This window comes from Paraburkholderia phenazinium, assembly GCF_900100735.1.
In the GTDB taxonomy this organism is placed as follows: Bacteria; Pseudomonadota; Gammaproteobacteria; order Burkholderiales; family Burkholderiaceae; genus Paraburkholderia; species Paraburkholderia phenazinia.
This window is the reverse complement of sequence record NZ_FNCJ01000002.1, coordinates 577,508-598,042: the sequence shown is the minus strand read 5'-3', so window position 1 is coordinate 598,042 and position 20,535 is coordinate 577,508. Positions and strand designations below refer to the sequence as shown.

General features: G+C 62.1%; 20 protein-coding genes. 7 read left to right on the top strand and 13 right to left on the bottom strand.

Features of this window, described 5'->3' with window-relative positions; genetic code table 11:
• Window positions 1-64: 64 nt before the first annotated feature.
• Window positions 65-1,312, bottom strand: a complete 1,248-nt coding sequence (locus tag BLQ92_RS06500) for an NRAMP family divalent metal transporter (RefSeq protein WP_175772120.1) — start codon at window positions 1,310-1,312, stop codon at window positions 65-67.
• Window positions 1,313-1,854: 542 nt separating this feature from the next.
• Between BLQ92_RS06500 and BLQ92_RS39860 the strand changes: the two genes are divergently transcribed.
• Complete coding sequence (locus BLQ92_RS39860) at window positions 1,855-1,995, top strand: hypothetical protein (protein ID WP_175772121.1); 141 nt, start codon at window positions 1,855-1,857, stop codon at window positions 1,993-1,995.
• Window positions 1,996-2,100: 105 nt separating this feature from the next.
• Window positions 2,101-2,337, top strand: a complete 237-nt coding sequence (locus BLQ92_RS06495) for a hypothetical protein (RefSeq protein WP_090682673.1) — start codon at window positions 2,101-2,103, stop codon at window positions 2,335-2,337.
• Between the two features lie 75 nt (window positions 2,338-2,412).
• Here BLQ92_RS06495 and tcuC read toward each other — a convergent pair whose 3' ends face one another.
• The 6 genes from tcuC to BLQ92_RS06465 all read right to left on the bottom strand — a co-directional run bounded on the left by tcuC (window position 2,413) and on the right by BLQ92_RS06465 (window position 8,132).
• Window positions 2,413-3,732, bottom strand: a complete 1,320-nt coding sequence (gene tcuC / locus BLQ92_RS06490) for an MFS transporter (RefSeq protein ID WP_090682672.1) — start codon at window positions 3,730-3,732, stop codon at window positions 2,413-2,415.
• A gap of 142 nt (window positions 3,733-3,874) precedes the next feature.
• The gene (locus tag BLQ92_RS06485) at window positions 3,875-4,651 is read right to left on the bottom strand and encodes an FRG domain-containing protein (protein ID WP_244106076.1); all 777 of its coding nucleotides are present in this window, start codon (window positions 4,649-4,651) and stop codon (window positions 3,875-3,877) included.
• A gap of 75 nt (window positions 4,652-4,726) precedes the next feature.
• Window positions 4,727-5,458 (bottom strand): ABC transporter permease, encoded by a 732-nt coding sequence (locus BLQ92_RS06480; protein WP_090682668.1) that lies wholly within the window; start codon window positions 5,456-5,458, stop codon window positions 4,727-4,729.
• 26 nt (window positions 5,459-5,484) lie between these two features.
• Window positions 5,485-6,234, bottom strand: coding sequence for an ABC transporter permease (locus tag BLQ92_RS06475; RefSeq protein ID WP_090682666.1), 750 nt, complete (start codon window positions 6,232-6,234; stop codon window positions 5,485-5,487).
• A 45-nt stretch (window positions 6,235-6,279) separates the two neighbouring features.
• Window positions 6,280-7,137, bottom strand: coding sequence for an ABC transporter ATP-binding protein (locus BLQ92_RS06470; RefSeq protein ID WP_090682665.1), 858 nt, complete (start codon window positions 7,135-7,137; stop codon window positions 6,280-6,282).
• The gene (locus BLQ92_RS06465) at window positions 7,134-8,132 is read right to left on the bottom strand and encodes an ABC transporter substrate-binding protein (protein WP_090682664.1); all 999 of its coding nucleotides are present in this window, start codon (window positions 8,130-8,132) and stop codon (window positions 7,134-7,136) included. Before BLQ92_RS06465 ends, BLQ92_RS06470 begins: the two co-directional genes overlap by 4 nt.
• 315 nt (window positions 8,133-8,447) lie before the next feature.
• On the opposite strand from BLQ92_RS06465, the gene BLQ92_RS06460 reads away from it, so the two are divergent.
• Window positions 8,448-9,161, top strand: a complete 714-nt coding sequence (locus BLQ92_RS06460) for an alanyl-tRNA editing protein (RefSeq protein ID WP_090682662.1) — start codon at window positions 8,448-8,450, stop codon at window positions 9,159-9,161.
• A gap of 28 nt (window positions 9,162-9,189) precedes the next feature.
• Window positions 9,190-10,041 (top strand): AraC family transcriptional regulator, encoded by an 852-nt coding sequence (locus BLQ92_RS06455; RefSeq protein WP_090682660.1) that lies wholly within the window; start codon window positions 9,190-9,192, stop codon window positions 10,039-10,041.
• A gap of 41 nt (window positions 10,042-10,082) precedes the next feature.
• Here BLQ92_RS06455 and BLQ92_RS06450 read toward each other — a convergent pair whose 3' ends face one another.
• The 6 genes from BLQ92_RS06450 to BLQ92_RS06425 all read right to left on the bottom strand — a co-directional run bounded on the left by BLQ92_RS06450 (window position 10,083) and on the right by BLQ92_RS06425 (window position 16,718).
• Window positions 10,083-10,541: a GNAT family N-acetyltransferase gene (locus BLQ92_RS06450; RefSeq protein WP_090682658.1), complete on the bottom strand. Its 459-nt coding sequence runs from the start codon at window positions 10,539-10,541 to the stop codon at window positions 10,083-10,085.
• Between the two features lie 81 nt (window positions 10,542-10,622).
• Window positions 10,623-11,801 (bottom strand): glycosyltransferase, encoded by a 1,179-nt coding sequence (locus BLQ92_RS06445; RefSeq protein ID WP_090682657.1) that lies wholly within the window; start codon window positions 11,799-11,801, stop codon window positions 10,623-10,625.
• Window positions 11,798-12,658 (bottom strand): polysaccharide deacetylase family protein, encoded by an 861-nt coding sequence (locus BLQ92_RS06440; RefSeq protein WP_090682655.1) that lies wholly within the window; start codon window positions 12,656-12,658, stop codon window positions 11,798-11,800. Before BLQ92_RS06440 ends, BLQ92_RS06445 begins: the two co-directional genes overlap by 4 nt.
• Window positions 12,659-12,947: 289 nt before the next feature.
• Complete coding sequence (locus BLQ92_RS06435) at window positions 12,948-13,166, bottom strand: hypothetical protein (protein WP_090682653.1); 219 nt, start codon at window positions 13,164-13,166, stop codon at window positions 12,948-12,950.
• Between the two features lie 52 nt (window positions 13,167-13,218).
• Complete coding sequence (locus tag BLQ92_RS06430; RefSeq protein ID WP_143016517.1) at window positions 13,219-13,728, bottom strand: lysozyme inhibitor LprI family protein; 510 nt, start codon at window positions 13,726-13,728, stop codon at window positions 13,219-13,221.
• Between the two features lie 314 nt (window positions 13,729-14,042).
• The gene (locus BLQ92_RS06425; RefSeq protein WP_090682650.1) at window positions 14,043-16,718 is read right to left on the bottom strand and encodes a TonB-dependent receptor; all 2,676 of its coding nucleotides are present in this window, start codon (window positions 16,716-16,718) and stop codon (window positions 14,043-14,045) included.
• A 1,172-nt stretch (window positions 16,719-17,890) separates the two neighbouring features.
• Here BLQ92_RS06425 and BLQ92_RS06420 point away from each other — a divergent pair.
• From BLQ92_RS06420 to phnE, 3 genes are read left to right on the top strand one after another with little or no spacing between them, the layout of a single operon-like run.
• On the top strand, window positions 17,891-18,790 hold the full coding sequence (locus tag BLQ92_RS06420) for a phosphate/phosphite/phosphonate ABC transporter substrate-binding protein (RefSeq protein WP_090682647.1): 900 nt from the start codon (window positions 17,891-17,893) through the stop codon (window positions 18,788-18,790).
• Complete coding sequence (gene phnC / locus BLQ92_RS06415) at window positions 18,787-19,647, top strand: phosphonate ABC transporter ATP-binding protein (protein WP_244106077.1); 861 nt, start codon at window positions 18,787-18,789, stop codon at window positions 19,645-19,647. The genes BLQ92_RS06420 and phnC overlap by 4 nt, the downstream gene beginning before the upstream one ends.
• A complete protein-coding gene (phnE, locus tag BLQ92_RS06410; RefSeq protein ID WP_090682646.1) occupies window positions 19,644-20,444 on the top strand; it encodes a phosphonate ABC transporter, permease protein PhnE in 801 nt (266 codons plus the stop codon). Before phnC ends, phnE begins: the two co-directional genes overlap by 4 nt.
• The last annotated feature ends 91 nt before the right edge of the window (window positions 20,445-20,535 follow it).

The following is a 20,535-nucleotide window of genomic DNA, read 5'->3' as shown; positions in this document are numbered from 1 at the left end:
CGCTGCTTGCCGGACTATCGGCGGTCACTATAAAACCGTCTCTTCACGCGGGAGCCACGCGTCTTCAGGACATCAAGCCCCAGACTGCGCCGACGAGGCCGGCGGCACTGACGAGGGCGGCCACGCCCGAGACCAGCCACAGATAGATGCCGCGTGGACGGTGCGCTTCGGGCAGCGAGGTCACGCTCAGCGCAATCAGCAGGCCGACCACCAGCGGCAACATCAAGGCATTCACCACCTGGGCCGCGACGTTCAACGACACGAGGTTAGGCGCCAGCCAGACCAGATACGCGCTGCCGGCAACCGACGCCACATACACGCCGTAAAACCATGGCGCGCCTGTTGGCCGGTCTTCGAGCGAGCGCTTGTAGCCCGCCACTTCGCCGAGCCCCCAGGCAAGCGACAGTGAACAGACAATCGCCGCCACCATCGAGGCGCCGAGCACGCCCGCGCTAAACAGGACGCGTCCCGCCTGCGGTCCCACCACGGTGGCGAGGGCATTGCTGATCTCCCCTACGCTATCCAGCGTGTGCGACTTGCCATCGCCTGCGAGCGTGGTGGCGGCAGCGACCAGCACCGCTGCCGTCAGCGACTGCGTGAGGATCGCGCCGAACGCCGTTTCCGTGCGGGCGGCACCATAGTCTTGCGCGCTGAGTTTCTTGTCGGCGACGGCGGCTTGCTGATAGAACACCATCCACGGGTTGAAGGTCGCACCGATCAGCGCCGCCGCCATATAGGCAAACTGGCTGTTGCCGAACGGCAGGCTCTTCATTTGCCGGAACGCATCGGGTATATCGGGGTGAGCTTTCCAGGCCACCACGAAGAACGTCAGCTCGAACGCGCCGATGAACATCGCCACCTTGTCGACCCGCTTATGCGAGCCCGTCGAGACGACCGCGATCAAGGCCAGCACGGCAAGCGGCAAAGTAATGGAGCGCGATACGCCATACATTTCGCCAACCCCCGCCACGCCGGTAAACTCCGTCACCAGCGAGCCGAGCACCGCAATCACCAGCCCGGCCGCGGAGATCCACGCCCAGACGGCGCCGAAGTTTGCGCGAATCAGCTCGCCGTGCCCGCGGCCGGTGAAGATGCCGAGCCGCACGGTGAGTTCCTGAACCATGTAAAGCAGAGGGATCAGGCCAAGCAGCACGACCAGCAGTTGCAGGCCCCACTGGGCGCCTGCCTGCGCTGCCGTGACGACATTGCCGGCATCGCAGTCCGCCAGCATGACGAGCAGGCCCGGCCCCCACAACGCGAGCCAGCGCAGATTGGAGGAGGCCTTCGGTTTGAACAGGGATGCACCGGACATGCGTTCTAAACAGGAAGCAAAGGTTGAGTTAGGCGAGCGTGCCGAATCTCACGGCGCGGCCCAGTTTGCCTGTATGAAACCGGCATGACACCGTACGATAGCAGGATATGCCGGCGGCGGCGGCGCCGGTGTCGGCCGCCGCATGGAAAAGGGGATCTCGAGCGTAAGCTGGACCGCGCTCGAAGCGGAGCCGACACCGGCATAGCCATGGCAGCTTGCGGGGCGCCCACACTCTCTTTACAGCCTTTTTACTTGCCGCCAGATTTGTACCAAGCCTAGAATCCTATCAACGTCAACCAGAGGACTCCGACCTTGTCTAGTCGATGTCGAGGAATTTCCAGTAGTTACTCTGCCTGACCAGCAGGACGCCCGCGCTCTCTTCTCCCAGCCGCCGTCTTGCCAGCAGGCAGACGGTGCGCGCCGTAGCAATGCTCTCCGTGCACCCCGCATTTGCGCCAGATGGACGCAGCGCTCAGGCATGCCCGTCTGGTGGACCTTGAACCGCGTTAAACAACGCGAAGCGTTATGCACGGGGAAATATCATGAGCTTCGGTCTGCTGCTGTCCCAACTGCCCCACGTCCAGGAATCGCGTGGCCACTACGACGAGATGCTCGCGCTGCATGCCTCGCAACCGCGCGGTTTGGCGGCATTCTGGCAGCGCATCAAAGAGCTCTTCGCGTAGAACCGTGCCGCCCGTTCGCGGGCGGCCATGCAGTCAACCAGGCAATGCAGCGCCGTGCAGCCTCATACAGTGTGATGCACGGGCGCAACCCACAGGATGTTTGCCATGAAGGCAACTCAACGCAATAACAAAGCCGCAGGGACGCGGTATCTCAGTGCGCATGAAATCGCCACGCTGCTGGTGCTGCTTCAGGCGCCTGTCGATGTGATGGCGGCGACGCCCGATGTAGCAGCGCTTCGCGACGCCGGTCTCGCCCAGGTGGTGGACGCGGGACCGGGCAACGTTCGTTTCGCGATCACCGAGGAAGGCAACGCGGTGCTACGCGTACTCGGCGCTCGATAGCCTGAGCGCATGGCCGCTTGACTCAGGGGGATGTGAACCTGCTAAAACAGACCACTCCCCCGTATGTCTTCCGCTTCACCCCAACTTTGCCTGCAACTCGGCCGCTCCCCCGCGCCGGTACAGCACCAGCGTCGCGGAGAAGCCGCACAACGCCGCGAAGATCAGCCAATACGCGGGCGCTGCCTTGTCGCCGGTCATCTCGATCAGGAAGGTCGAGACGGCCGGCGTGAAGCCGCCGAACAGCGCAGTGGCCAGACTGTACGCGAGCGAAAAACCGGCCACCCGCACCTCGACCGGCATCACCTCGGTCAAGGCCGCCACCATCGCGCCGTTATAGGCGCCGAAGAAGAACGAGAAGTACAGCAGCACCGTTAGCATGCGCAGGAAGCTCGGTGCGTGCGCGAGCCACTCGAGCGCCGGATACGCGGTGACGATCGCCAGCGCGGAGACGAACAGCAGCAGCGGACGCCGGCCGATCCGATCCGAGATCGCGCCACCGATAGGCAGCCAGATAAAGTTGGACACGCCCACCAGAAACGTGACGACGAGCGCATCCGCCGTGCTCAGGTGCAGCACTGCGCGGCCGAAGGTCGGCGTATAGACCGTGATCAGATAGAAGGTGGTGGTGGTCATTGCCACCATCATCATGCCGGCAGTGACCGTCTTCCAGTTGGCGAGCATCGAACGAAACACCTCGGAGGTGGCCGGGTGATGGCGGCGCGCCTGAAACTCGGCGGTTTCCTGCAGCGAGCGGCGCAGCACGTAGAGAAACGGCACGATCAGGCAGCCGACCAGGAACGGCAGGCGCCAGCCCCACGCGCCGATCTGTGCCGACGTGAGCAGCAGGTTCAGCGCGTAACCGAGCGCTGCCGCCACCACAATCGCCACCTGCTGGCTGGCCGACTGCCATGCCGTGTAAAACCCCTTCTTGCCCGGCGTCGCCATTTCGGCCAGATAGACCGACACGCCGCCCAATTCCGCGCCCGCCGAAAATCCCTGCAGCAGACGTCCTATCAGAACCAACGCCGGCGCCAGCAGGCCGATGGTGGCAAACCCTGGCACGCAGGCGATCAGGATCGTGCCGCTCGCCATGATTGCCAGTGTGACGATCAGGCCGCGCCGGCGCCCGACCTTGTCGATATAGGCGCCGAGGATGATGGCCCCTAAGGGTCGCATCAGGAAACCCGCGCCGAACACGGCAAAGGTCTGCATCAGCGAGGCAAACTCGCTTGCGGCCGGAAAGAAGGTTTTTGCAATGTAGGTGGCGTAGAAGCCGAACAGGAAGAAGTCGAACTGCTCGAGGAAGTTGCCGCTCGTCACGCGCAGCACCGCCCCGAACTTCGAGAGGCGTGGTGCGCTGCCGCCCAGCGCCTCGGTGGGTTGATCCGGTTGCATGTCGTCTCCTGAATCGTTTAAATATGCCGCGACTCGTTATTCATTGTAGGTTCGGCGCCGCCCGTAGTCACATATTAGTCTTCGATAAGCAAGCCGCCAGGGCGGCGCTTTTCGACTGACCATTACAGCAGCGCCGCCGGCCCTATCGGCCCTCTTGCCCAGTTTGCCCCGCCATCCTGTCGACCATGGGCCAAACCATCTCCAGTTCCAGCGCGATCGAGCGCGCGAGCCCCTCCATATCCGGAAACAACGACGCGTTGGTAATGTTCATCCGGTACAGCGCGCGCATCGCGTCGTCCCGAACCGAGCGCGGCACGACGATTTTCCGCAGCAGCTCGTAATCACTCGAGTAATTGTTAAGAATTTCATCGAGCGGCTCCTGCAGCAAACCCGGCAACACAAAGGTTCCGGCCTGGGCAATCAGCCGCTGGTCCATCTCCGAGGGCTCGCCGAACCAGATCACCGGATTCTTGTCGGTCAGAAAGAATTTCTCGAAGTTGCCTTTGCGACGTGGATCGATCATGTCGCGAGTCAGATGCGGCGTACGCGTCGGAATGGCGTGATTGGTCCACAACGCCGGCGTATTCACGGCGAAAACCGCAGCATCCGACACGGCGCGCTCCAGCGCAAAGAAAGCCGCAACGAACGGCGACTTGGTGAAATCGAGCATCCGCGTCGGCGCGCCGTGGTGCTGCATCAGGCCGAGGCAACGCAGATCATCCGAGAGCGCGCGCACGTCGGAGAGATAGTTATGGGCCTTGCGGCGAAAAATGCGGATGGCGCGCTGCTCCTGAATCCGCCATGTCGAGCGGTCGGGCACAAACGCCGCCAGGTAACGTGACAGCGAACTCTGCAACAACCAGTTGGCATCCTGCTGACCGCGGAATGCCCAGCCGTCGAGCTCGGCGGTCAGAGTCATGAACTGCTGCCAACTCGAAACCACGGTGGTCTTCACCTTGGGTATACCTCGCTCAGTTTGTTCACTCGATCCCGCTCAGCGATGTTTCAGGCGCCGGTCGGCCATCATCAACAAGCCATTGCACGAGAGCGCGAACACAGTCAGAAACAACGCGACCGCCATGATCGTGCGGATATCCCCAAGGTTCATCGCACTCGTCAACATATAGCCGAGCCCGCGTTGCGACGCGAACATCTCGCCGATCAACACGCCGAGCAAGGTCAACGAGAAGCCCAGCCGCAAACCCGCCACCACTTCCGGAAAGATCGCCGGCAGCACGACATGGATAATCGTGCGGACAAATGACAGGCGCATGGTCTTCGACGCGCGCAGGTAGACCGGCCGCATCTGGCGGATCGCGTTCATGGTGAACATCAGGATCGGAATCAGGCCGTGCATCACGCCAAACGCCACTTTGGCGGACAAGCCGAGCCCGAATACGAGCAACACCAGCGGATACAACGTGACCTTAGGCAGCGAATACAGGTTCAGCAGGATCGGCTCCGCCACCACGCCAGACAGGCGGTTCACACCCAGCAGCACACCCAGCGTCACGCCGCCGGCCAGCGCAATCACCAGTGCGTAGACAAGGGCTCGCCCAGTCTCGCCGACGTTGTCCCAGAACGCTGCCGTGCCGAGCATCTGGACCAGCGCCTCGACCGTGCTCCAGGGCGAACTGAGGGAGCCGTTGCCGAGCGCCCAGTGCAGGCACTGCCAGCACACCACAATGACTAGCGCGACAAGCAGCGGATCGACGAATCTTTTCATGACGGTATTTCCCGGTATCCGCATGCCTAGCGCTGCCGGCGTGCCTGGAACCGTTGGTCGATCCGGTTCAGCACGACGTTGACCAGCGTCACCAGTACGAGCACGAACAGCATCAGCGAATACATGTCGTCGTTCTGGAAGTTGTTGTACGCATAACCGATTGCGTAGCCGATGCCCGAACCGGACAGAATGAATTCCGATGCGATCACGCCGATGAACGCATACGCCACCGCGAGCTTCACGCCGGTGAACAGATACGGCAGCGTGGCAGGCAGTTTGATGTAGATCGCGGAGCGCCAGGGCGAGAGCCGCATCACCTGAGCGCTCTTATGCAGCGCGCGCGGAATCCGGTCCAGCCCGTTGAGCGTCGCGGTAATCATGGTCACGACCGAGAGCATCACCGCAATCGCGATGATCGGCAGCGAGCCGACGCCGAGCATGACAATAAAGATCGGATAAAAGATGAAGGTGGGAATCGCGTAGTAGCTCGACAGCAGCGGCTCGATCGAGCGGCGCACCGGCGGCAGCGCGTGAATGCCAAGCCCCAGCACGAAGCCGAGCAGCACGGAGACAATCGACGCGGCGACAATGTTGACGAGGCTTGTGACGATGTCGTGGTCGAATTTGCCGCCGCGCAGCAGGTCGATACCGTGCGTGAACATCGCGGATGGTGGAATCAGCACACTGGACGCAATGACGCCGCAACGGCACAGCAGCTCGATCAGCCCGATAAAGCCCCCCACCACGGCGATACGGATCAGACTTTCGGCTTTCACTTCGAACTCCCAGGTTCGCAGAAAAAAACCACACGCCCCACGTGCCTAGTGCGCACCCATTACCTTCGACGATTCGACCCGCAGCTTTTCCCACAAACGGCCATTGATCTCGCTGAAGCGCGGCGTCGAGAAGAGGCGGCTGTCGCGCGAGCGCTCCCAGCCGGTCTCGACGATATCGATGAAGCGCCCCGGCCGCGCCGACATCACGCCAACCCGGTCAGACAGTATCGCGGCTTCATCGAGCGCATGGGTGATCAAAAACACCGTTGCGGAGGTTTCGCGCCACAGACGCAGTAACTCGTCGCCCATCAGCAAGCGCGTCTGCTGGTCGAGCGCGCCGAACGGCTCGTCGAGCAGAATCAGGCGCGGCTGCAGAACCAGCGTTCTGGCGATGCACACGCGCTGCCGCATGCCGCCCGACAACTGCGACGGGTATGCCTTGGCGAAATCGTTCAGGCCCATGAAGCCCATCGCATAGTCGACCCGGCGCTTGATCTCCGCGCCATCCACCCCCGCCATGCGCAGGCCGAACGAAATGTTGTCGCGCAGATTCAGCCACGGAAACGACGCATCCTCCTGGAACACCACGCCGACCCCGCCGGGCACGCCCTTCACCGGCCGGCCTTCGAACATCACCGTGCCGGAACTCGGCATGGCGAGTCCGGCAAGCGTATCGAGCAAGGTGGACTTGCCACACCCGGACGGCCCGACCACGGAGAAAAACTCACCCTTGGCCAACGTCAGATCGATCGGACCGAGCGCATGCAACAACTCCTTCGAATCGCTGCGCGTGAAATAGCGGGTGACACTGGTGAGTTCGACATGTGCCTCGGGCGAGGCCGGCGCATGTTGCGCGGGTGATCCCACGACCTGCAGAGTTGGACCACCATTGCGCGCTTTCATAGCGAGCTCTTCGCTTTCAGATCGGCAGGCAGGAAACTGGTATCGACGAGCTTCGGCCAGTCGACCTCTCCATTCAATTCGCCGACGAGCCTCAAGCCGTCCGTCACGCGGTCAAGTTCGGCGCGATTGAATTCGCCTTCACTCCACATGCGCGACTTGACCATATTGTCGACGGCTTCGCGTGCGACCTCCGGCGTGAGCTTGAAACTCGTCTCCAGCAGCTTCGCGGCGCCGGCCGGGTCGGCGTACACGGCATCCACGCCGGCGCGGCGGCCGGCAATAATGGCGCGCAATTCGTCGGGATGCGCCTTGGCAAATTCGCGGGTGGTAATGCCGACCGAGGTGGTCATCGGTTGCAGAATGTCGCCCGCCCGATAGACCGTGCGGTAGTTGGCCTTGCGCACGATCGACAGCGGCTCGATCAGTACCGCGCCGGCAACCGCGCCCTGTTCCAGCATCGTCAGACCGTTGACGTAGCCGCCCGAGGCGACCCGGGTCACCTTGCCTGCGTCGACGCCCTTTTGCTTGAGCACCATCAGCAACAGCATTTCGGAGACGCCTTTGGGCGTTGTAATCGCGACCTTCTTGCCGGCCAGGTCCGCGACGCTCTGCACGTTGGTGCCGGGCATGGTGACCATCGAGGCTTCCGCGACGCTGCGTGTGCCGACATTGACGATCACCAGATCGAGACCTTGCCGTTGCGCGGCAAGCGCCGCCGCTACCGCAACTTCACCGTACGGCGTTTTGCTGGCAAGGATATTGCGCACCGTCGTGCCGCCGCCGCTCGACGTCAGAATGCCGGTGATATCGACGCCGGCCTTCTTGAAGAGGCCCTTGTCCATCGCGACGGCATATGGGAGGCCGTACAGGCTGCTGCCCCACTGCGTGACGGAGATTTCATCCGCCCGCGTTACCGGTGCGCCAATCAGGCCAGCCGCTAATAGCACCAACGACGCGCCGAACGTCGCGCCGATCCGCCTGACGAACCACTTCATATAAGGTACTCCCGACCTTGCAATCAGATAACTAACGAAACTGTGCACCGCCAGATCGCTCAATTCAAGGCGCCAAATAAGCGTACATGCGTTAATGGCAAGCTCAGTTGCAACGACCATGCCATGAAGCGGGGCAAGACAACGCCATTCTACAGATTTCGTGCCAGAACCATGGCGGCCCGTTCTGCACCAGCGCGAATGCCGTCGGCACCATTGCGACGCGCAAAACAGCACTTTTGACCAAGACGGGCCCCGCACAGAGCCGACTATACTGTCCCCATCGAAACCCCGTGCGCCTGATGCCAGTTTGCTGCGATGCCCCATTATCTTTGCCATGACGAGCCCGATCTGCTCGAGTTCGAAACCAGCGTAGTCGAAGCGCGTCCCGGCGCCGTGCTGCTGTCACGCTCCGCGCTCCACCCCGGGGGCGGCGGTCAGGTCTGCGACACCGCAACGCTCAGACATGCACACGGCGAAGCGCGCATCGTGGGGGTGTCGGTGGAAAACGGCTGCTATTGGCATGAGCTCGATACGCCACTCGAACTGGCGGGCGAGGTTCTGGTATCGATCGACGCGCAACGGCGCTCGACGCTTGCCCAGCTCCATACCGCGACCCACATCCTGAACGCGCTCGTCTACCAGCAGTTCGCCGGCGCGCTGGTGACCGGCGCGCAGATCAACGCGGATGGCAGCGCGCGCATGGACTTCGACCTGCCTGAGGCCGATAACGACGCCTTGCGAGCGCTTGACGGACCGCTCAACGACGTGATTCGCCAGGGTCTGGAGGTGCGCGCCAGCTACCTCGACCTGCGCGACGCCCAAGCGACGCCCGGACTGATCCGCAGCCTGTCCGTCGCGCCGCCGCCCACGCCGGACGGAACGATTCGCATCGTCGAGATCGCCGGGCTCGACCGTCAGGCATGCGGCGGCACGCATCTGACGAACACCGCACAGTCGCGCCCGGTCCGCATGACGAAGATCGAGAACAAGGGCCGCCGCAATCGCCGGGTCCGAATCGAGCTGACGTAAGGCAACTTGAGATATCCAGGAAGCAGCCATGGCAAGCGGCAGCTCAAAACAGGAAGTCCTTTTCTGGCGTGATGGCGCGCTGGAGGGCGCGGCACTCGCCACCGCGCGTTACGGTGCACACGAGTTCGAGCGCCACGTGCATGACGAACTCGTGATCATGATGACCGAGCTCGGCGCAGGACAATGCCACACACGCGCCGGCAGTGATGTGTCCGGCGCCGGTACCGTGCTGGTCTTCGAGCCTGGCGAATACCACTCTGGCGCGGTCTGGGAAGATAAGGCGTGGCACTACCGCGCGATCTACCTCGACATGCACGGGCTTGCGGCGCTAAGCGCCGTCTTCAGCGACGACTCGCGCGGCGACCGGCCCTTGTCCATCCCGCCCGGACTTTATCCCGATCCGCAGTTGTGCAGACTACTGTTGAAAGCGCATGCGAGTCTCGACGAGACCAACCGAACGCCGCTCATGGAACGGCAAGCGAACTGGTGGGCGGCCATGGGCATGCTGTTCGGCCGCTATGGTCAGCCAAGACCCGTCATCAACGAACTGGGCCGCGACACGCAAAAGATGGCGCGGGTGCGCGATTACATCGCGGCTCAGTTTGCGCGCGACATCCCGATCGACGAACTGGCGGCAGTGGCGAACCTCAGCCGGTTTCACCTGATACGCGCCTTCCGCAAGGAATACGGCCTGCCACCGCATGCCTATGCGAATCAAGTCCGCTTGATTGCTGCGAAGCAGTTGCTTGCCCTTGGCCGCAGTGCGGCGGACGCAGCTGCGAGTGCCGGCTTCTACGATCAAAGCCACCTTAACCGGGTCTTCAAGCGCGCTTACGGCATCACGCCCGGCGCTTACGCCGCGCTAAAGCCCGCCTTCTAGACTGACGGCGCGGATACGCCCGCACCGTACCCTACGCTAGCTCACAAGGCAAGCTTGTAGCCGACGTGGCTCGCTACGAAACCAAGCTTCTCGTAGAAGCGATGCGCGTCGGCGCGGCTCTTGTCGGTAGTGAGCTGGACGAGGTTGCAACCACGCACGCGGCAGGCCGCGATCGCCCATTCGAACATCTTGTGGCCCAGGCCCGAGTCGCGCCGGTGCGCAGCGATTCGGACTGCTTCGATCTGGCCGCGCCAGGCGCCCATACGGGCAATCCCTGGGATGAACGAGAGTTGCAGCGTGCCGATCACCTCGTCACCGTCGACGACGACTACCAGTTGCTGATTGGCATCGGCCTCGATGGCGCGAAAGGCCGCGACATAGCGCTCGTCGAGCGGCAAGCCGGTTTTCTCGCGCTGACTGCCGAGCTCATCATCGGCCAACAAGGCCACGATGGCTGGAACATCGGCGAAGATAGCGGAGCGAAAGACAATCTGTTCCATGTGAACACCCTGGGTGAACGGTTGCGAAGCAACAGGGAGTCTGACATGTTTCAGACGGGAGCTGCGACTGAGCGCAGCGTCCTAGCTGGAGTGGCGCTGGACGGTGCTCCATTCACGCACGCCGCCCTTGCCGAAGGAAGGCGGAATGCGCGCGAGGCATTCCTGGTAGACCGCCTCGGTGCGCTCCGCGAAGGCCTGCAGCGAAAACTGCGCAACGCTCCTCGCGCGCGCGGCCATGCCCGCCAGCGTCAACTCGAGCCGGTTGCCAAGCAGTCGCATCAACAATTGCGCCATGCGTTCATGCTCGTGCGGCGCGACGATCCAGCCGTTCACGCCAGCATCCACATTTTCCGGCAGACCGCCCGAGTCGGAGACGATGACCGGTTTGCCCATCGCCATCATCTCGCGACACGCAAACGAGAGCGTTTCCCGTTGCGACAGCACAAAGCCCACGTCGAGCGCCGCCACCACAGGACGCACGTCGCTCAGCACGCCGGTGAAAATCACATGATCCGTCATGCCCAGCGCGGCGACTCGCGCACGTTGCTGGGTATCGGGCAATTGACCCGCTACGACAATACGGATCCGCTCGCGCTGCGAGGCCGGCAACAACGCCACCGCGGCCACCATATTCAGCCAGCCCTTGTTGCTCTCGGTGCCGGCAACGCTACCCACCAGCAGCGCATCGCGAGGAATCACCGGGCACCAGCGGTTGCGCAGCCGCTCGACCACTTCGGTTCTGACCGGCGCAAAGCGGCGCAGATCGACGCCATGGTGCACGACCCACACCACCTTGCGGTCGTAGACCGTCTTGGCGAGGCGCCGCCGTGTGTAATTCGACACGCAGATCACCGAGTCGGTGCCAAGCTTCCCCTTGAGCCATGTGCTCAAGCCGCTCACGGGCAGATCGTTGTGTTTCGTGAAGACGATGCGCGGCCGCGTCCTTCTCAAGCCGAGCGCCGCCAGCATGACGATGCGGTGATCGGCCGAGCCGTTGACGTGCACGATGTCGAAGCGCTTGTTTTCGATGAGCTGGCGTAGCTTCCAGCCCGACCCGACCATCGCGCCCAGCCGGTTGCGAAACTCGAGCGCAACCACCTCGACACCCGGAATCTCGCTCGCGCTCTGATAGAGCCGGCTCGAGAGCGGCGCTGCAATCGTTACGCGATGGCGCGCGCTCAGTGCCCTGGCGAGGCTAAGGATATAGGTGGTATGGCCGCCCCCATCGCCGTCGTGAAAGTTCGTATACAGGATTTTCATGACCACGCTTCGTTCCGGAAGTGCCTGGCTCGCTTGAACCAGTAATACGCGCGCCCCCAGATGGGATCCTGGTAACGGTGTATCTTTCGCGCCAGCCATTGAGCGTCCTTACCGTTGTCGACCAGGCGGTGGATGCGGTAAGTGTCGCTACCCGGCACGTTGCGTCGCAGGTTCCGGGTCGTGTAGAGATACTCGTACCCGGCGGCCTTCGCGGCATCGATATAGTCGGCGTCGAAATAGCCTTCGGGCCAGCACAGGTGACGGGAGGTCGAGCCGAGGCGCTCGGTCAGAATCGCTTTCGACTGCTCGAGGTCCGCGCTGATGTGCTGACGCTTGCTGGCGGTGTCGCCGCACAGTTGGTCCCAGCGCAGATGGCTGTGCGTGTGGCTATGGAACTCGAACGTGCCCGCCGCGCGCATCAGTTCGACCTCGCTCCAGCGCACAGTCACCTCGTCGGCACGACCGTCATGGACGAGCCGTTCGCAGGCCTGATGCGTGCGCAGCGGCCCGGCACGCTCGGCGCCGATCGAGCGGAACGCGCCGTCATGGACACGGCTGGTGACCAGAAACATGATTGCGTTGAGTCCATACCGCAGCAGAATCGGATGGGCATGGACGTAATTGTCCAGATAGCCGTCGTCGAATGTGAGCACAATCGATTTACGCGGCATTGGCGCGCCGCGTAAAAAGCGCGCGAATTCATCTGCCGTCAGCGTGACGTAGCCGTTCTTTGCCAGCCACTTGATTTGCGACTCGAAGTTCTCCGGGGAAATGGTGAGCGAGCCACCAGCCGGTGAAACATGGTGATACATCAGTACCGGTATCGATTTCGCAAACGATTCAGTCGTTTGTATCATTTACTATTCAAGCCAAAAGGTGCTTTATCGATTGCGAATCGAAAATGCCGGTTAATTTCAAACGGAGGAGCGCTTTCTCTTGACAAACAACCGCCTTGGCGGCATTGCCCACACAGTCAATGCCTTTACGAAGTAATCTGATTTAATATTAGAGCGAACAAACTCCTCGATCTACGGTTGCTTTGTAGAGATTTGTGTCGCAATGTCGAAAGTCTTCATCAAACTCGACAAAAAACCCGCGAGAGGCGGGTTTGATTGGTTCTTGGCCGGGTGTTCTGTGGGGGGGGTATTAAACGCGAAGCGCAAGCCGTCGCAACTGACGGACCACTTCGGCAACGCTGCCCGTGACGATGTTGTTCCGGAAGGCGCGCGTTACCACCTGGCTCGACATTGCGTCGTAATACCAGACACCCACCTTCCGCCCGCTCAGCTCGACGATACCGCCAACGCTATCTTCCGGCCCATCCTCCACGGAAACGACCAGCCTTACCGATGGCCCGTGACGCATACGCTTTTATCCTTGTTCCGCCGAGTGTTCATCCATGCGCGGCACACCGCGTTCACTTCGAAGCCGCACCTGTCACCGGCGCTGCCGCCAGTAATGACTCGCTCTTGAGCTGCCTGACGGCGTCGGCTGCCGTCAACGCCAGCTTCTGTTCGGTCAGCGAGGTTTCGAAAGCGTCGCGCTGCGCCTGCTTCGCCTGCTCATAGTCGGCATCCAGTTCGGCAATACGCCGCTGATACCAGCTCAGGACGCAAGCTTTGTCAGTACAGTTGTGCTGGCGCCAACGCCATTGTTCGATGCGGGCGGATTCCACCGAGCGCGGATCGAGGCTCGCCTGCGTCGCACGTTGGTAAGCCGCTGCCAGCCGCTCATCGAGACTGGAGAGTTGCGGGTCCTGACAGACGATTTTCTCGGACGCCGAAGCCTTGCTGGTGCAATGGAAGCTTGCCGCCGGTGCGGCGCCGGCGAACGTTGCGCACGCCACCAGTGCGCAGATGGAAAGGACCTTGGATCGTGTTGCAAAGCGCCGACTAGCGAATGGAAAGGCAGTGTTCGATGTAGACATGACTCACCCTGTACGAGGAAACGACCGGATCGCAGCGGATTGCGCCGGGCTGCACGCGGGCTCACGACAGCCCTCGACCACGCCGAAGGATGCGGCTCGCGTGGGGGCAGAATAGTCGCCTTGCGGCGTATCTAGACTCGAAAGAAAGGCCCTGGCGTCACAGTGCTTACGAAACGTTTCCCGCTTCGAGCGCGCTTCGCGAGCGACGGCACGGGCAAACGACACCGGCAAACGACACCGGCCAAAGAGACGCGCCGCTCCGATCCCGTGGCGCGGAACCGGAGCGGCGCATTCCCGCCTCCTCTACTCAGACATCAAAACTTGTACGTTGCGCCGATCTGTGCATAGCGGCCAACGTACGTGTACAGCGACGAGTCATAGTAGCTGCGGCTTTCGTACTGCCAGACCGGATCGTACGGAGGCGCGCGGTTGAAGATATTGTTGATGCCGGCATACAGCGTCCAGTGCTTGAAGCCTGAATAGCTCGTGTATAGATTGAACTGGCTATACGAGGCCACGGCCGGCGAGCCGGAAACGATCGTCTGCGCGTACGGTCCGGTGAACTGCCAGGTCAACGTGGTTGTCCACTTGTGGTACGCCCAGCTCAGGTCCGTATTGCCCTTCCAGCGCGGGAACGACGCGCCGAATACCGTATCGATCGCACCGTTGTTGCCCGCGTAATCGTCGGCTACACCGCCATTGGGCATCGTGAAGTGCCACACATAGGCCCAGTCCGCTGACAAGGTAAAGGTGCCAATCCTGGTCGGCAACGACTGGCGGAACGTTGCTTCGAAGCCGTCCGTATGCAGGTAGGAAAGATTCTCGAACGACACGTTGTAGACCGACTGCCCCGGATTGGCCGCCACCAGCGCCGCAATATCCTCCTGACCGATCACATTGCTGACGTCGATCTTGTACCAGTCGAAACCAAAATCCGTATTGCGGGCTGGCGACAACTCGAAGCCGACGTTGTAGTTCTTGGTGCGCTCCGGCTGCAGGTTGGGGTTGCCGACCGTATTCTCGTTGACGTTCTCGCCATTGACGGTCTGGAACACCAGATTCGCCTTCTCCGATGTTTCGATCAGCGTCGGCGCACGGAAGCCGCGATCGTACGAGGTATACATCGTGAGGATCGACACCGGCTGGTAGCGCAGCGCGAAGCGCGGCGAGAACGCACCGCCGAAGTCGCTGTAATGGTCGTAGCGGCCGGATTGACTGAAGGTCAGGTTATGAAGGATCGGAATATCGATCTGGTAGTACACCGCCGCGACGTTACGCTCGCCATCCACGGCTTGCGTAATCGGACTCAGGAACGCCGTCGAACCGGCGCCGATATATTCGCTCTGATGCTGGAACTGCGCACCGAAACCCACGCCTACGTCGCCGCCTGGTAACTTGAACAGGTCCGGCGTCGAGATCGTCGCATCGAGCGTATCGAGCTTGGAAATTGCCTGATCGTACGAGGTGCCGAACAGGCCTGGCAACGAGTTAAGCGTATTCGCGTTGAAGGTGCTCTGCGTGACGCTGCTCAGGTAGTTCGACAGGACCGACGAGTTGATCTGATTGGTATAAGCGTTGGACACTTCGCTCTCGGAGTGCCCATAGGATGTCGACCAATCCCAATCACCGAGGTTCTGCGTGCCGAACGAGCCTTTGAGGCCGGTCGAGGCACGGTAGAAGTTCGATGTTGTGTTCACCGCCTGCGCATTCGGGAAGTAATAGGTCAGCGCGGTCCCGCCTACGCTGGCGGGAAACGGCGCAATGGTGCCGCCCGGCCCGTAATAGAGCGTCTGCCCGAGGTTGTCCCCGGAGGTAAAGCCGGCCAGGCCGGTCAGCAGGCTGGTGGTGTCGTAGCTCTCCCAGACGTCGGCGAATGCTTGCACGTTGTCGCTGATCTTGAAGTCGCCATGCACCTTAAGGTTAGTGCGCTCCACTTGCGGTGCAATGGACTGCGCGCTCGCCCCGTTGCGGGAACACACTGTGCCGGCTTCCTGCGCCTGCACGTTGGTGGCCGCCGAGGTGACGCTGCTCCCTGCCCCGCAATTGCTGAGCGCCTGCGCGCCATTCGCGGTGCTCCAGTACGAGCTGGGCTGAGCGAAGAAACCGCCGTTCTGACCGGTGTAATTCTGGCTGCTGGTGATATCCCGTTCGGCCATCGTGACGCCGCTGGAGCGATAGTAGCTCGCGGCAGCCGTGATATTGAAGCCGTCCGAGGCCAGGTTGCCGAAGCCGCCCAACACGCTGAAATTCGTGGTGCCCTCGCCGCCGTGTTGCGCCCCGCCGATGCTGCCGTCAAGCTGCAAGCCCTGAAAATCTTTCTTGGTGATGATGTTGACTACGCCGGCGATGGCGTCCGAGCCGTACTGCGAGACCGCGCCGGTCTTGACGATCTCGATGCGGTCGATCATGTTGACCGGCAACGTGTCGAGGTCGAAGAAGGTGTCGGTGCCGTTCGAAGCGAAGCCGTAGGGCGCCACGCGCTGGCCGTCCACCAGCACTAACGTGTACTTTTCACTCATGCCGCGTAATGCGATGCCCGAGCCACCCGGCGCCAGATTGCCGACCGTGCTTTCGCCCCAGCTACTCGCCGAATTGGCGCTGGTCTGACGCAGATAATCCGTCACCGTGGTGGCGCCGCTGTTCTCGATGTCCTTCTGCGAGATCGTCTGGACCTGGTTAAAGCCGGTCTTATCCGCGCTGCGGATCAGCGAACCCGTGACTTCGAATTTTTTCATCTGCGTCACTGCACCGCTCGACGTGCCACTGGTCGAGGTGGCCGTCGTTGCCGAGGCGGCTTTGGCCGGTTGGGCCGCGGTCGCTGGCGGTGCCGCCGGTACCGCGGTGGCTGGCGTTACCGCCGTTGCCGAGGCCGCATCGGCGGCTGCCGCAGGTTGGCTTTGCGCGTATGCCGGCGCACCGCATACCGTCGATAGCGCCAGTTCGGCCCAAACGATTCTTTGGATGGCGAGCGTCAAACCCCGTTGTTTCATTTCCCCTCTCTCTTTTGTCAGTAGGGACCACACCCATAGTGAGAAGCCTTGTGGACTCATCACCCCGATCTGCAAGCACGGCCGGCTCATGGGCCGGCCGTTCATGCCGAAACTTGAATTTCGTTTCTTTTCATTACGCGTCGTAGTACTAATTACATTTATATTGCCGCGCCCTTCCGGATTGACCTGAACAGCACACACCAGGGCGAACACGCGTGCAGCGTCCTTCACCTCAATGAATGGCGAATCTGGGCGGACTTACGGTGACAGCGGCGTGGATACTGAACCCTGTACGCATGCAGCACGGCGGCATCCAATGATTCGTCATGCGAACCATATGGTCACTTACCCACTCCAACAGGCGGTCTCGTGCGGCAGGGGAAAGTTATCAAGTCACAATCCCTTCATCAAACTTTTTTTGACGTCCGTCGCACTTTAAGCAACGGTTTTTCCTTTCGTCGCCTTACCCGAGGACGGAGGGGGTTCCCCGAACCGCAGGCTGCCGGCGCCGGAATTCGTCCGTTCACGGGTCGGCCTGCCCGGTCGCTTACACAGCATTACCCCGTCGCACAACTGCCTTTTTGAAGGCCTACGATGGCGTCACACTGCCTCTTCACTCGTCGCAGTGGTCGTAAAACACTTGTCCTCGTCCGCCTTATGACCGTAGGGCGGACTTTTTTGCGGCCGGGTAGCGGCGCAATCTTCCGTCTGCTCGAACAGTAGGCGCGTCGCAGTATCTGCGGATGTCACGGTCTTGTCATTCCCATCGGTTTCAATAACTTCGCTGCTGCAAGTTCATGTCTGCAGGCAGCGAAGAATTCCTGAAGCGCGCTTTGTTGGTGCATCTTTTTCTGCCCCAGAACGTCTAGACGATTAGATGTTGAAGACTGCCTTGCCGGACGCCGAAGCGCACGGTCAAGCGCCCTTTCGTCTGACTACGTGCTCTCGATTCTGCTGAATCTCACCTGTGAAGCAGACCGGAAAATTCCTCTAGACGTCTCCATATGTACACCGATGTGTCATATGGGATTCCTAGAATGATCCGAACTGCATACGGGGTCCGGGGCTAACGGCAGCCGCCACCCTTGAGATAAGTGGCACGAGCGGGGACGGTATTTCGGGTATCGATCATCGAGCGGTTCAGTGCGGTACAAACATAACTTGAGGAATATATGAAGTTGTCCAAAGTTTTTACCGCCGTAGCACTGAGCGCTAGCCTCTTCTACGGCGCGGCACATGCGGCCGGCGCCTGCCCGAACGACGGCGTGGTTCGCTTCGGCGTCGAGCCGTACGAATCGGCGCAGCGCATGCTGCCCGTGTACACGGATCTGGCGAAGATGATCGGCGACAAGCTCGGCTGCACCGTGCAACTCTACGTTGCCACCAGCTACAACGCCGAGATCGAGGCCATGCGCAACGACAAGCTCGAATTCGGCCAGTTTGGCCCGCTCGGTTACGTGCTCGCTCACCAGGTAGCGCACGCCGAAGCGGTCGCGACGTTCGCCGGCGAACACGGCAAACCGGCCACCTACTACGCCTCCATCGTCACGTGGCCCGGCTCCGGTATCAAGACGCTGGCCGACACCAATGGCCGCTCCTTCGCTTACGCCGATCCGGCCTCTACGTCGGGCCATCTGTTCCCCGCCTACGGTTTGAGCAAGAACGGTATCGATCCGGACAAGGGCATCAAGGCGATCTACGCGGGCAGCCACACCGCTTCGTTCGAAGCGCTGCGCAACCATAAGGTCGACGCCGGCGAGCTGAACAGCGAAGAGATTGCCAGCGCCAAGCTGCACAACGAGTACGACCCGGCCGCCTACGTGACACTGTGGCAATCCGAGCCGATTCCGCTCGATCCGCTCGCGGTGCGTGGCGATCTGCCTGAAGATTTCAAGGCGCGCCTGGCAAGTGTGTTGAGTTCGCTCGATCTGCACCAACTGCCGGAAGCCGACCAGAAATTCCTGGCCTCGAACGAGAATCCCGAGTTGAGAACGGTGCCGCAGACGGATGCCGCCTACAACCAGATTCGCGATCTGGTCTCCACGCTTCATATCGACCTGGCCAAACTGTGAACACCCTCTCTAGTGCTTCCGGCGACCTGCCGCTGGACCCGGTAGGCGCATTCGTGACGGCCGGGTCCAGCAATCCGGGGACAGCGCAACGCACCTCGCTCGCCCCCGGCGTCAAGCTCGCCGTCCGTGAACTGACGATGCGCTACGACAACGGCCACACCGCGTTGCGCAACCTCAACCTGTCGGTCCGGGCCGGCGAGATGGTGGTGGTGCTGGGCAGCAACGGCAGCGGCAAGTCCACCTTCATGAAGTGCGTGGTGGGACTGAACCGGCCCACCGGCGGTGCGGTCGAGCTGGCGGGACGCGATCTGGCCACGCTCTCGGGTAAAGCCTTGCGCGAGGCGCGCCTGCCGCTCACGCTGATTTCCCAGAATGCGAATCTCGTCAAACGCCGCAGCGTGCTGGCGAACGTCTGCTGCGGCACCCTGGGGCGCCACCGCACGATCGGGACCGCGCTCGGAAGGCTGCCACGCGAAGAAATCGAACCTGCCCGCGCCTACCTCGACGAAGTCGGCTTGCTGCATCTGGCCAGCCAGCGCGCCGGTACGCTCTCCGGCGGCCAGGCCCAGCGCGTCGCTGTAGCGCGCGCCCTGGCACAGCGCCCTCACGTCCTGCTCGCCGACGAGCCCGTTGCGAGCCTCGACCCCGAAGCCGCGGACGAAGTCATGCGACTGCTACGGCGTCTGGCCAGCGAGGACGGACTCGCGGTAGTTTGCGTGCTGCACCAGCCCGATCTCGCAACCCGCTATGCCGACCGGCTGGTGGGACTGCGCAGCGGACAGCTGGAGTTCGACCGGCCTGCTTCAGCGGTCTCCAGTCAGCAGATTGCGAGCCTCTACCTGGCCGAGGCAGCATGAACAAGGTGCTTGAGATGCGCGTCCCGGCCACTTCATCCGGAGTGCGAACCTTCTGGTCGGTGTGTGTAATCGTCGTCATCCTCGCGCTGTTCGTGCAGGCATGGATCGTCGTGCAAGCCCGTCCGCAGGATCTGGTCACCGGTGCGCACGGGATGGCCGACATCATTTCGCGCGCCATGCCGCCGGCCTTCGATCAGTTCGTGCCGAATCTGTGGCCCGTGCTCGAAACCATCGATCTGGCGATTTTCGGCACCGTATTCGGCATCCTGCTCGCCTTCCCGCTGGCGATCCTCGCCGCCGCCAACGTGACGCCCGCCAAGCCGCTCTACTACGCGGCACGAGCAATCATCGGCGTGACCCGCGCGGTGCCCGATCTGGTGTGGGCGCTGCTGTTCGTCACGGCGGTGGGGCTCGGGCCGTTTCCAGGCGCGCTGGCGCTCGCGGTCCACTCGATCGGCATGCTGGGGCGACTGTTCGCCGAGGTGATCGAAGACATGGACATGGGCCCGGTCGAAGCGCTCACGCTGACCGGCGCCGGGCGCCTGCAGGTCTTGAGCCACGCAGTCGTGCCGGGCGTGCTGCCCTCGCTGCTCGGCATCGGACTGTTCCGCTTCGACGAAAACCTGCGCTCCTCGCTGGTGCTCGGCTTCGTCGGCGCGGGCGGCATCGGCTTCCAGTTGCTCACGGCAATGAACCTGTTCCAGTACCAGACGGTGTCGTTTCTGTTGATCGCCACCTTTGTGCTGGTCGCCTGCGCGGAGCGCGTGTCCGCTTATCTGCGCGGCCTGGTCGCCTAGCCGGGACCGGCCCGGCGGCGGCAACACTGCCGCCGGCGCATGTCCTGCGCTCAGCTAACCGGCTAGTCCCCAAGACGGCGCGCCTTTCGGG

Bases quoted from the DNA above. Each gene is read 5' to 3' on its own strand.
- BLQ92_RS06500 (WP_175772120.1), bottom strand. From the start codon at position 1,312: ATGTCCGGTGCATCCCTGTTCAAACCGAAGGCCTCCTCCAATCTGCGC.
- BLQ92_RS39860 (WP_175772121.1), top strand. From the start codon at position 1,855: ATGAGCTTCGGTCTGCTGCTGTCCCAACTGCCCCACGTCCAGGAATCG.
- BLQ92_RS06495 (WP_090682673.1), top strand. From the start codon at position 2,101: ATGAAGGCAACTCAACGCAATAACAAAGCCGCAGGGACGCGGTATCTC.
- tcuC (WP_090682672.1), bottom strand. From the start codon at position 3,732: ATGCAACCGGATCAACCCACCGAGGCGCTGGGCGGCAGCGCACCACGC.
- BLQ92_RS06485 (WP_244106076.1), bottom strand. From the start codon at position 4,651: ATGACTCTGACCGCCGAGCTCGACGGCTGGGCATTCCGCGGTCAGCAG.
- BLQ92_RS06480 (WP_090682668.1), bottom strand. From the start codon at position 5,458: ATGAAAAGATTCGTCGATCCGCTGCTTGTCGCGCTAGTCATTGTGGTG.
- BLQ92_RS06470 (WP_090682665.1), bottom strand. From the start codon at position 7,137: ATGAAAGCGCGCAATGGTGGTCCAACTCTGCAGGTCGTGGGATCACCC.
- BLQ92_RS06465 (WP_090682664.1), bottom strand. From the start codon at position 8,132: ATGAAGTGGTTCGTCAGGCGGATCGGCGCGACGTTCGGCGCGTCGTTG.
- BLQ92_RS06460 (WP_090682662.1), top strand. From the start codon at position 8,448: ATGCCCCATTATCTTTGCCATGACGAGCCCGATCTGCTCGAGTTCGAA.
- BLQ92_RS06455 (WP_090682660.1), top strand. From the start codon at position 9,190: ATGGCAAGCGGCAGCTCAAAACAGGAAGTCCTTTTCTGGCGTGATGGC.
- BLQ92_RS06450 (WP_090682658.1), bottom strand. From the start codon at position 10,541: ATGGAACAGATTGTCTTTCGCTCCGCTATCTTCGCCGATGTTCCAGCC.
- BLQ92_RS06445 (WP_090682657.1), bottom strand. From the start codon at position 11,801: ATGAAAATCCTGTATACGAACTTTCACGACGGCGATGGGGGCGGCCAT.
- BLQ92_RS06440 (WP_090682655.1), bottom strand. From the start codon at position 12,658: ATGATACAAACGACTGAATCGTTTGCGAAATCGATACCGGTACTGATG.
- BLQ92_RS06435 (WP_090682653.1), bottom strand. From the start codon at position 13,166: ATGCGTCACGGGCCATCGGTAAGGCTGGTCGTTTCCGTGGAGGATGGG.
- BLQ92_RS06430 (WP_143016517.1), bottom strand. From the start codon at position 13,728: ATGTCTACATCGAACACTGCCTTTCCATTCGCTAGTCGGCGCTTTGCA.
- BLQ92_RS06425 (WP_090682650.1), bottom strand. From the start codon at position 16,718: ATGAAACAACGGGGTTTGACGCTCGCCATCCAAAGAATCGTTTGGGCC.
- BLQ92_RS06420 (WP_090682647.1), top strand. From the start codon at position 17,891: ATGAAGTTGTCCAAAGTTTTTACCGCCGTAGCACTGAGCGCTAGCCTC.
- phnE (WP_090682646.1), top strand. From the start codon at position 19,644: ATGAACAAGGTGCTTGAGATGCGCGTCCCGGCCACTTCATCCGGAGTG.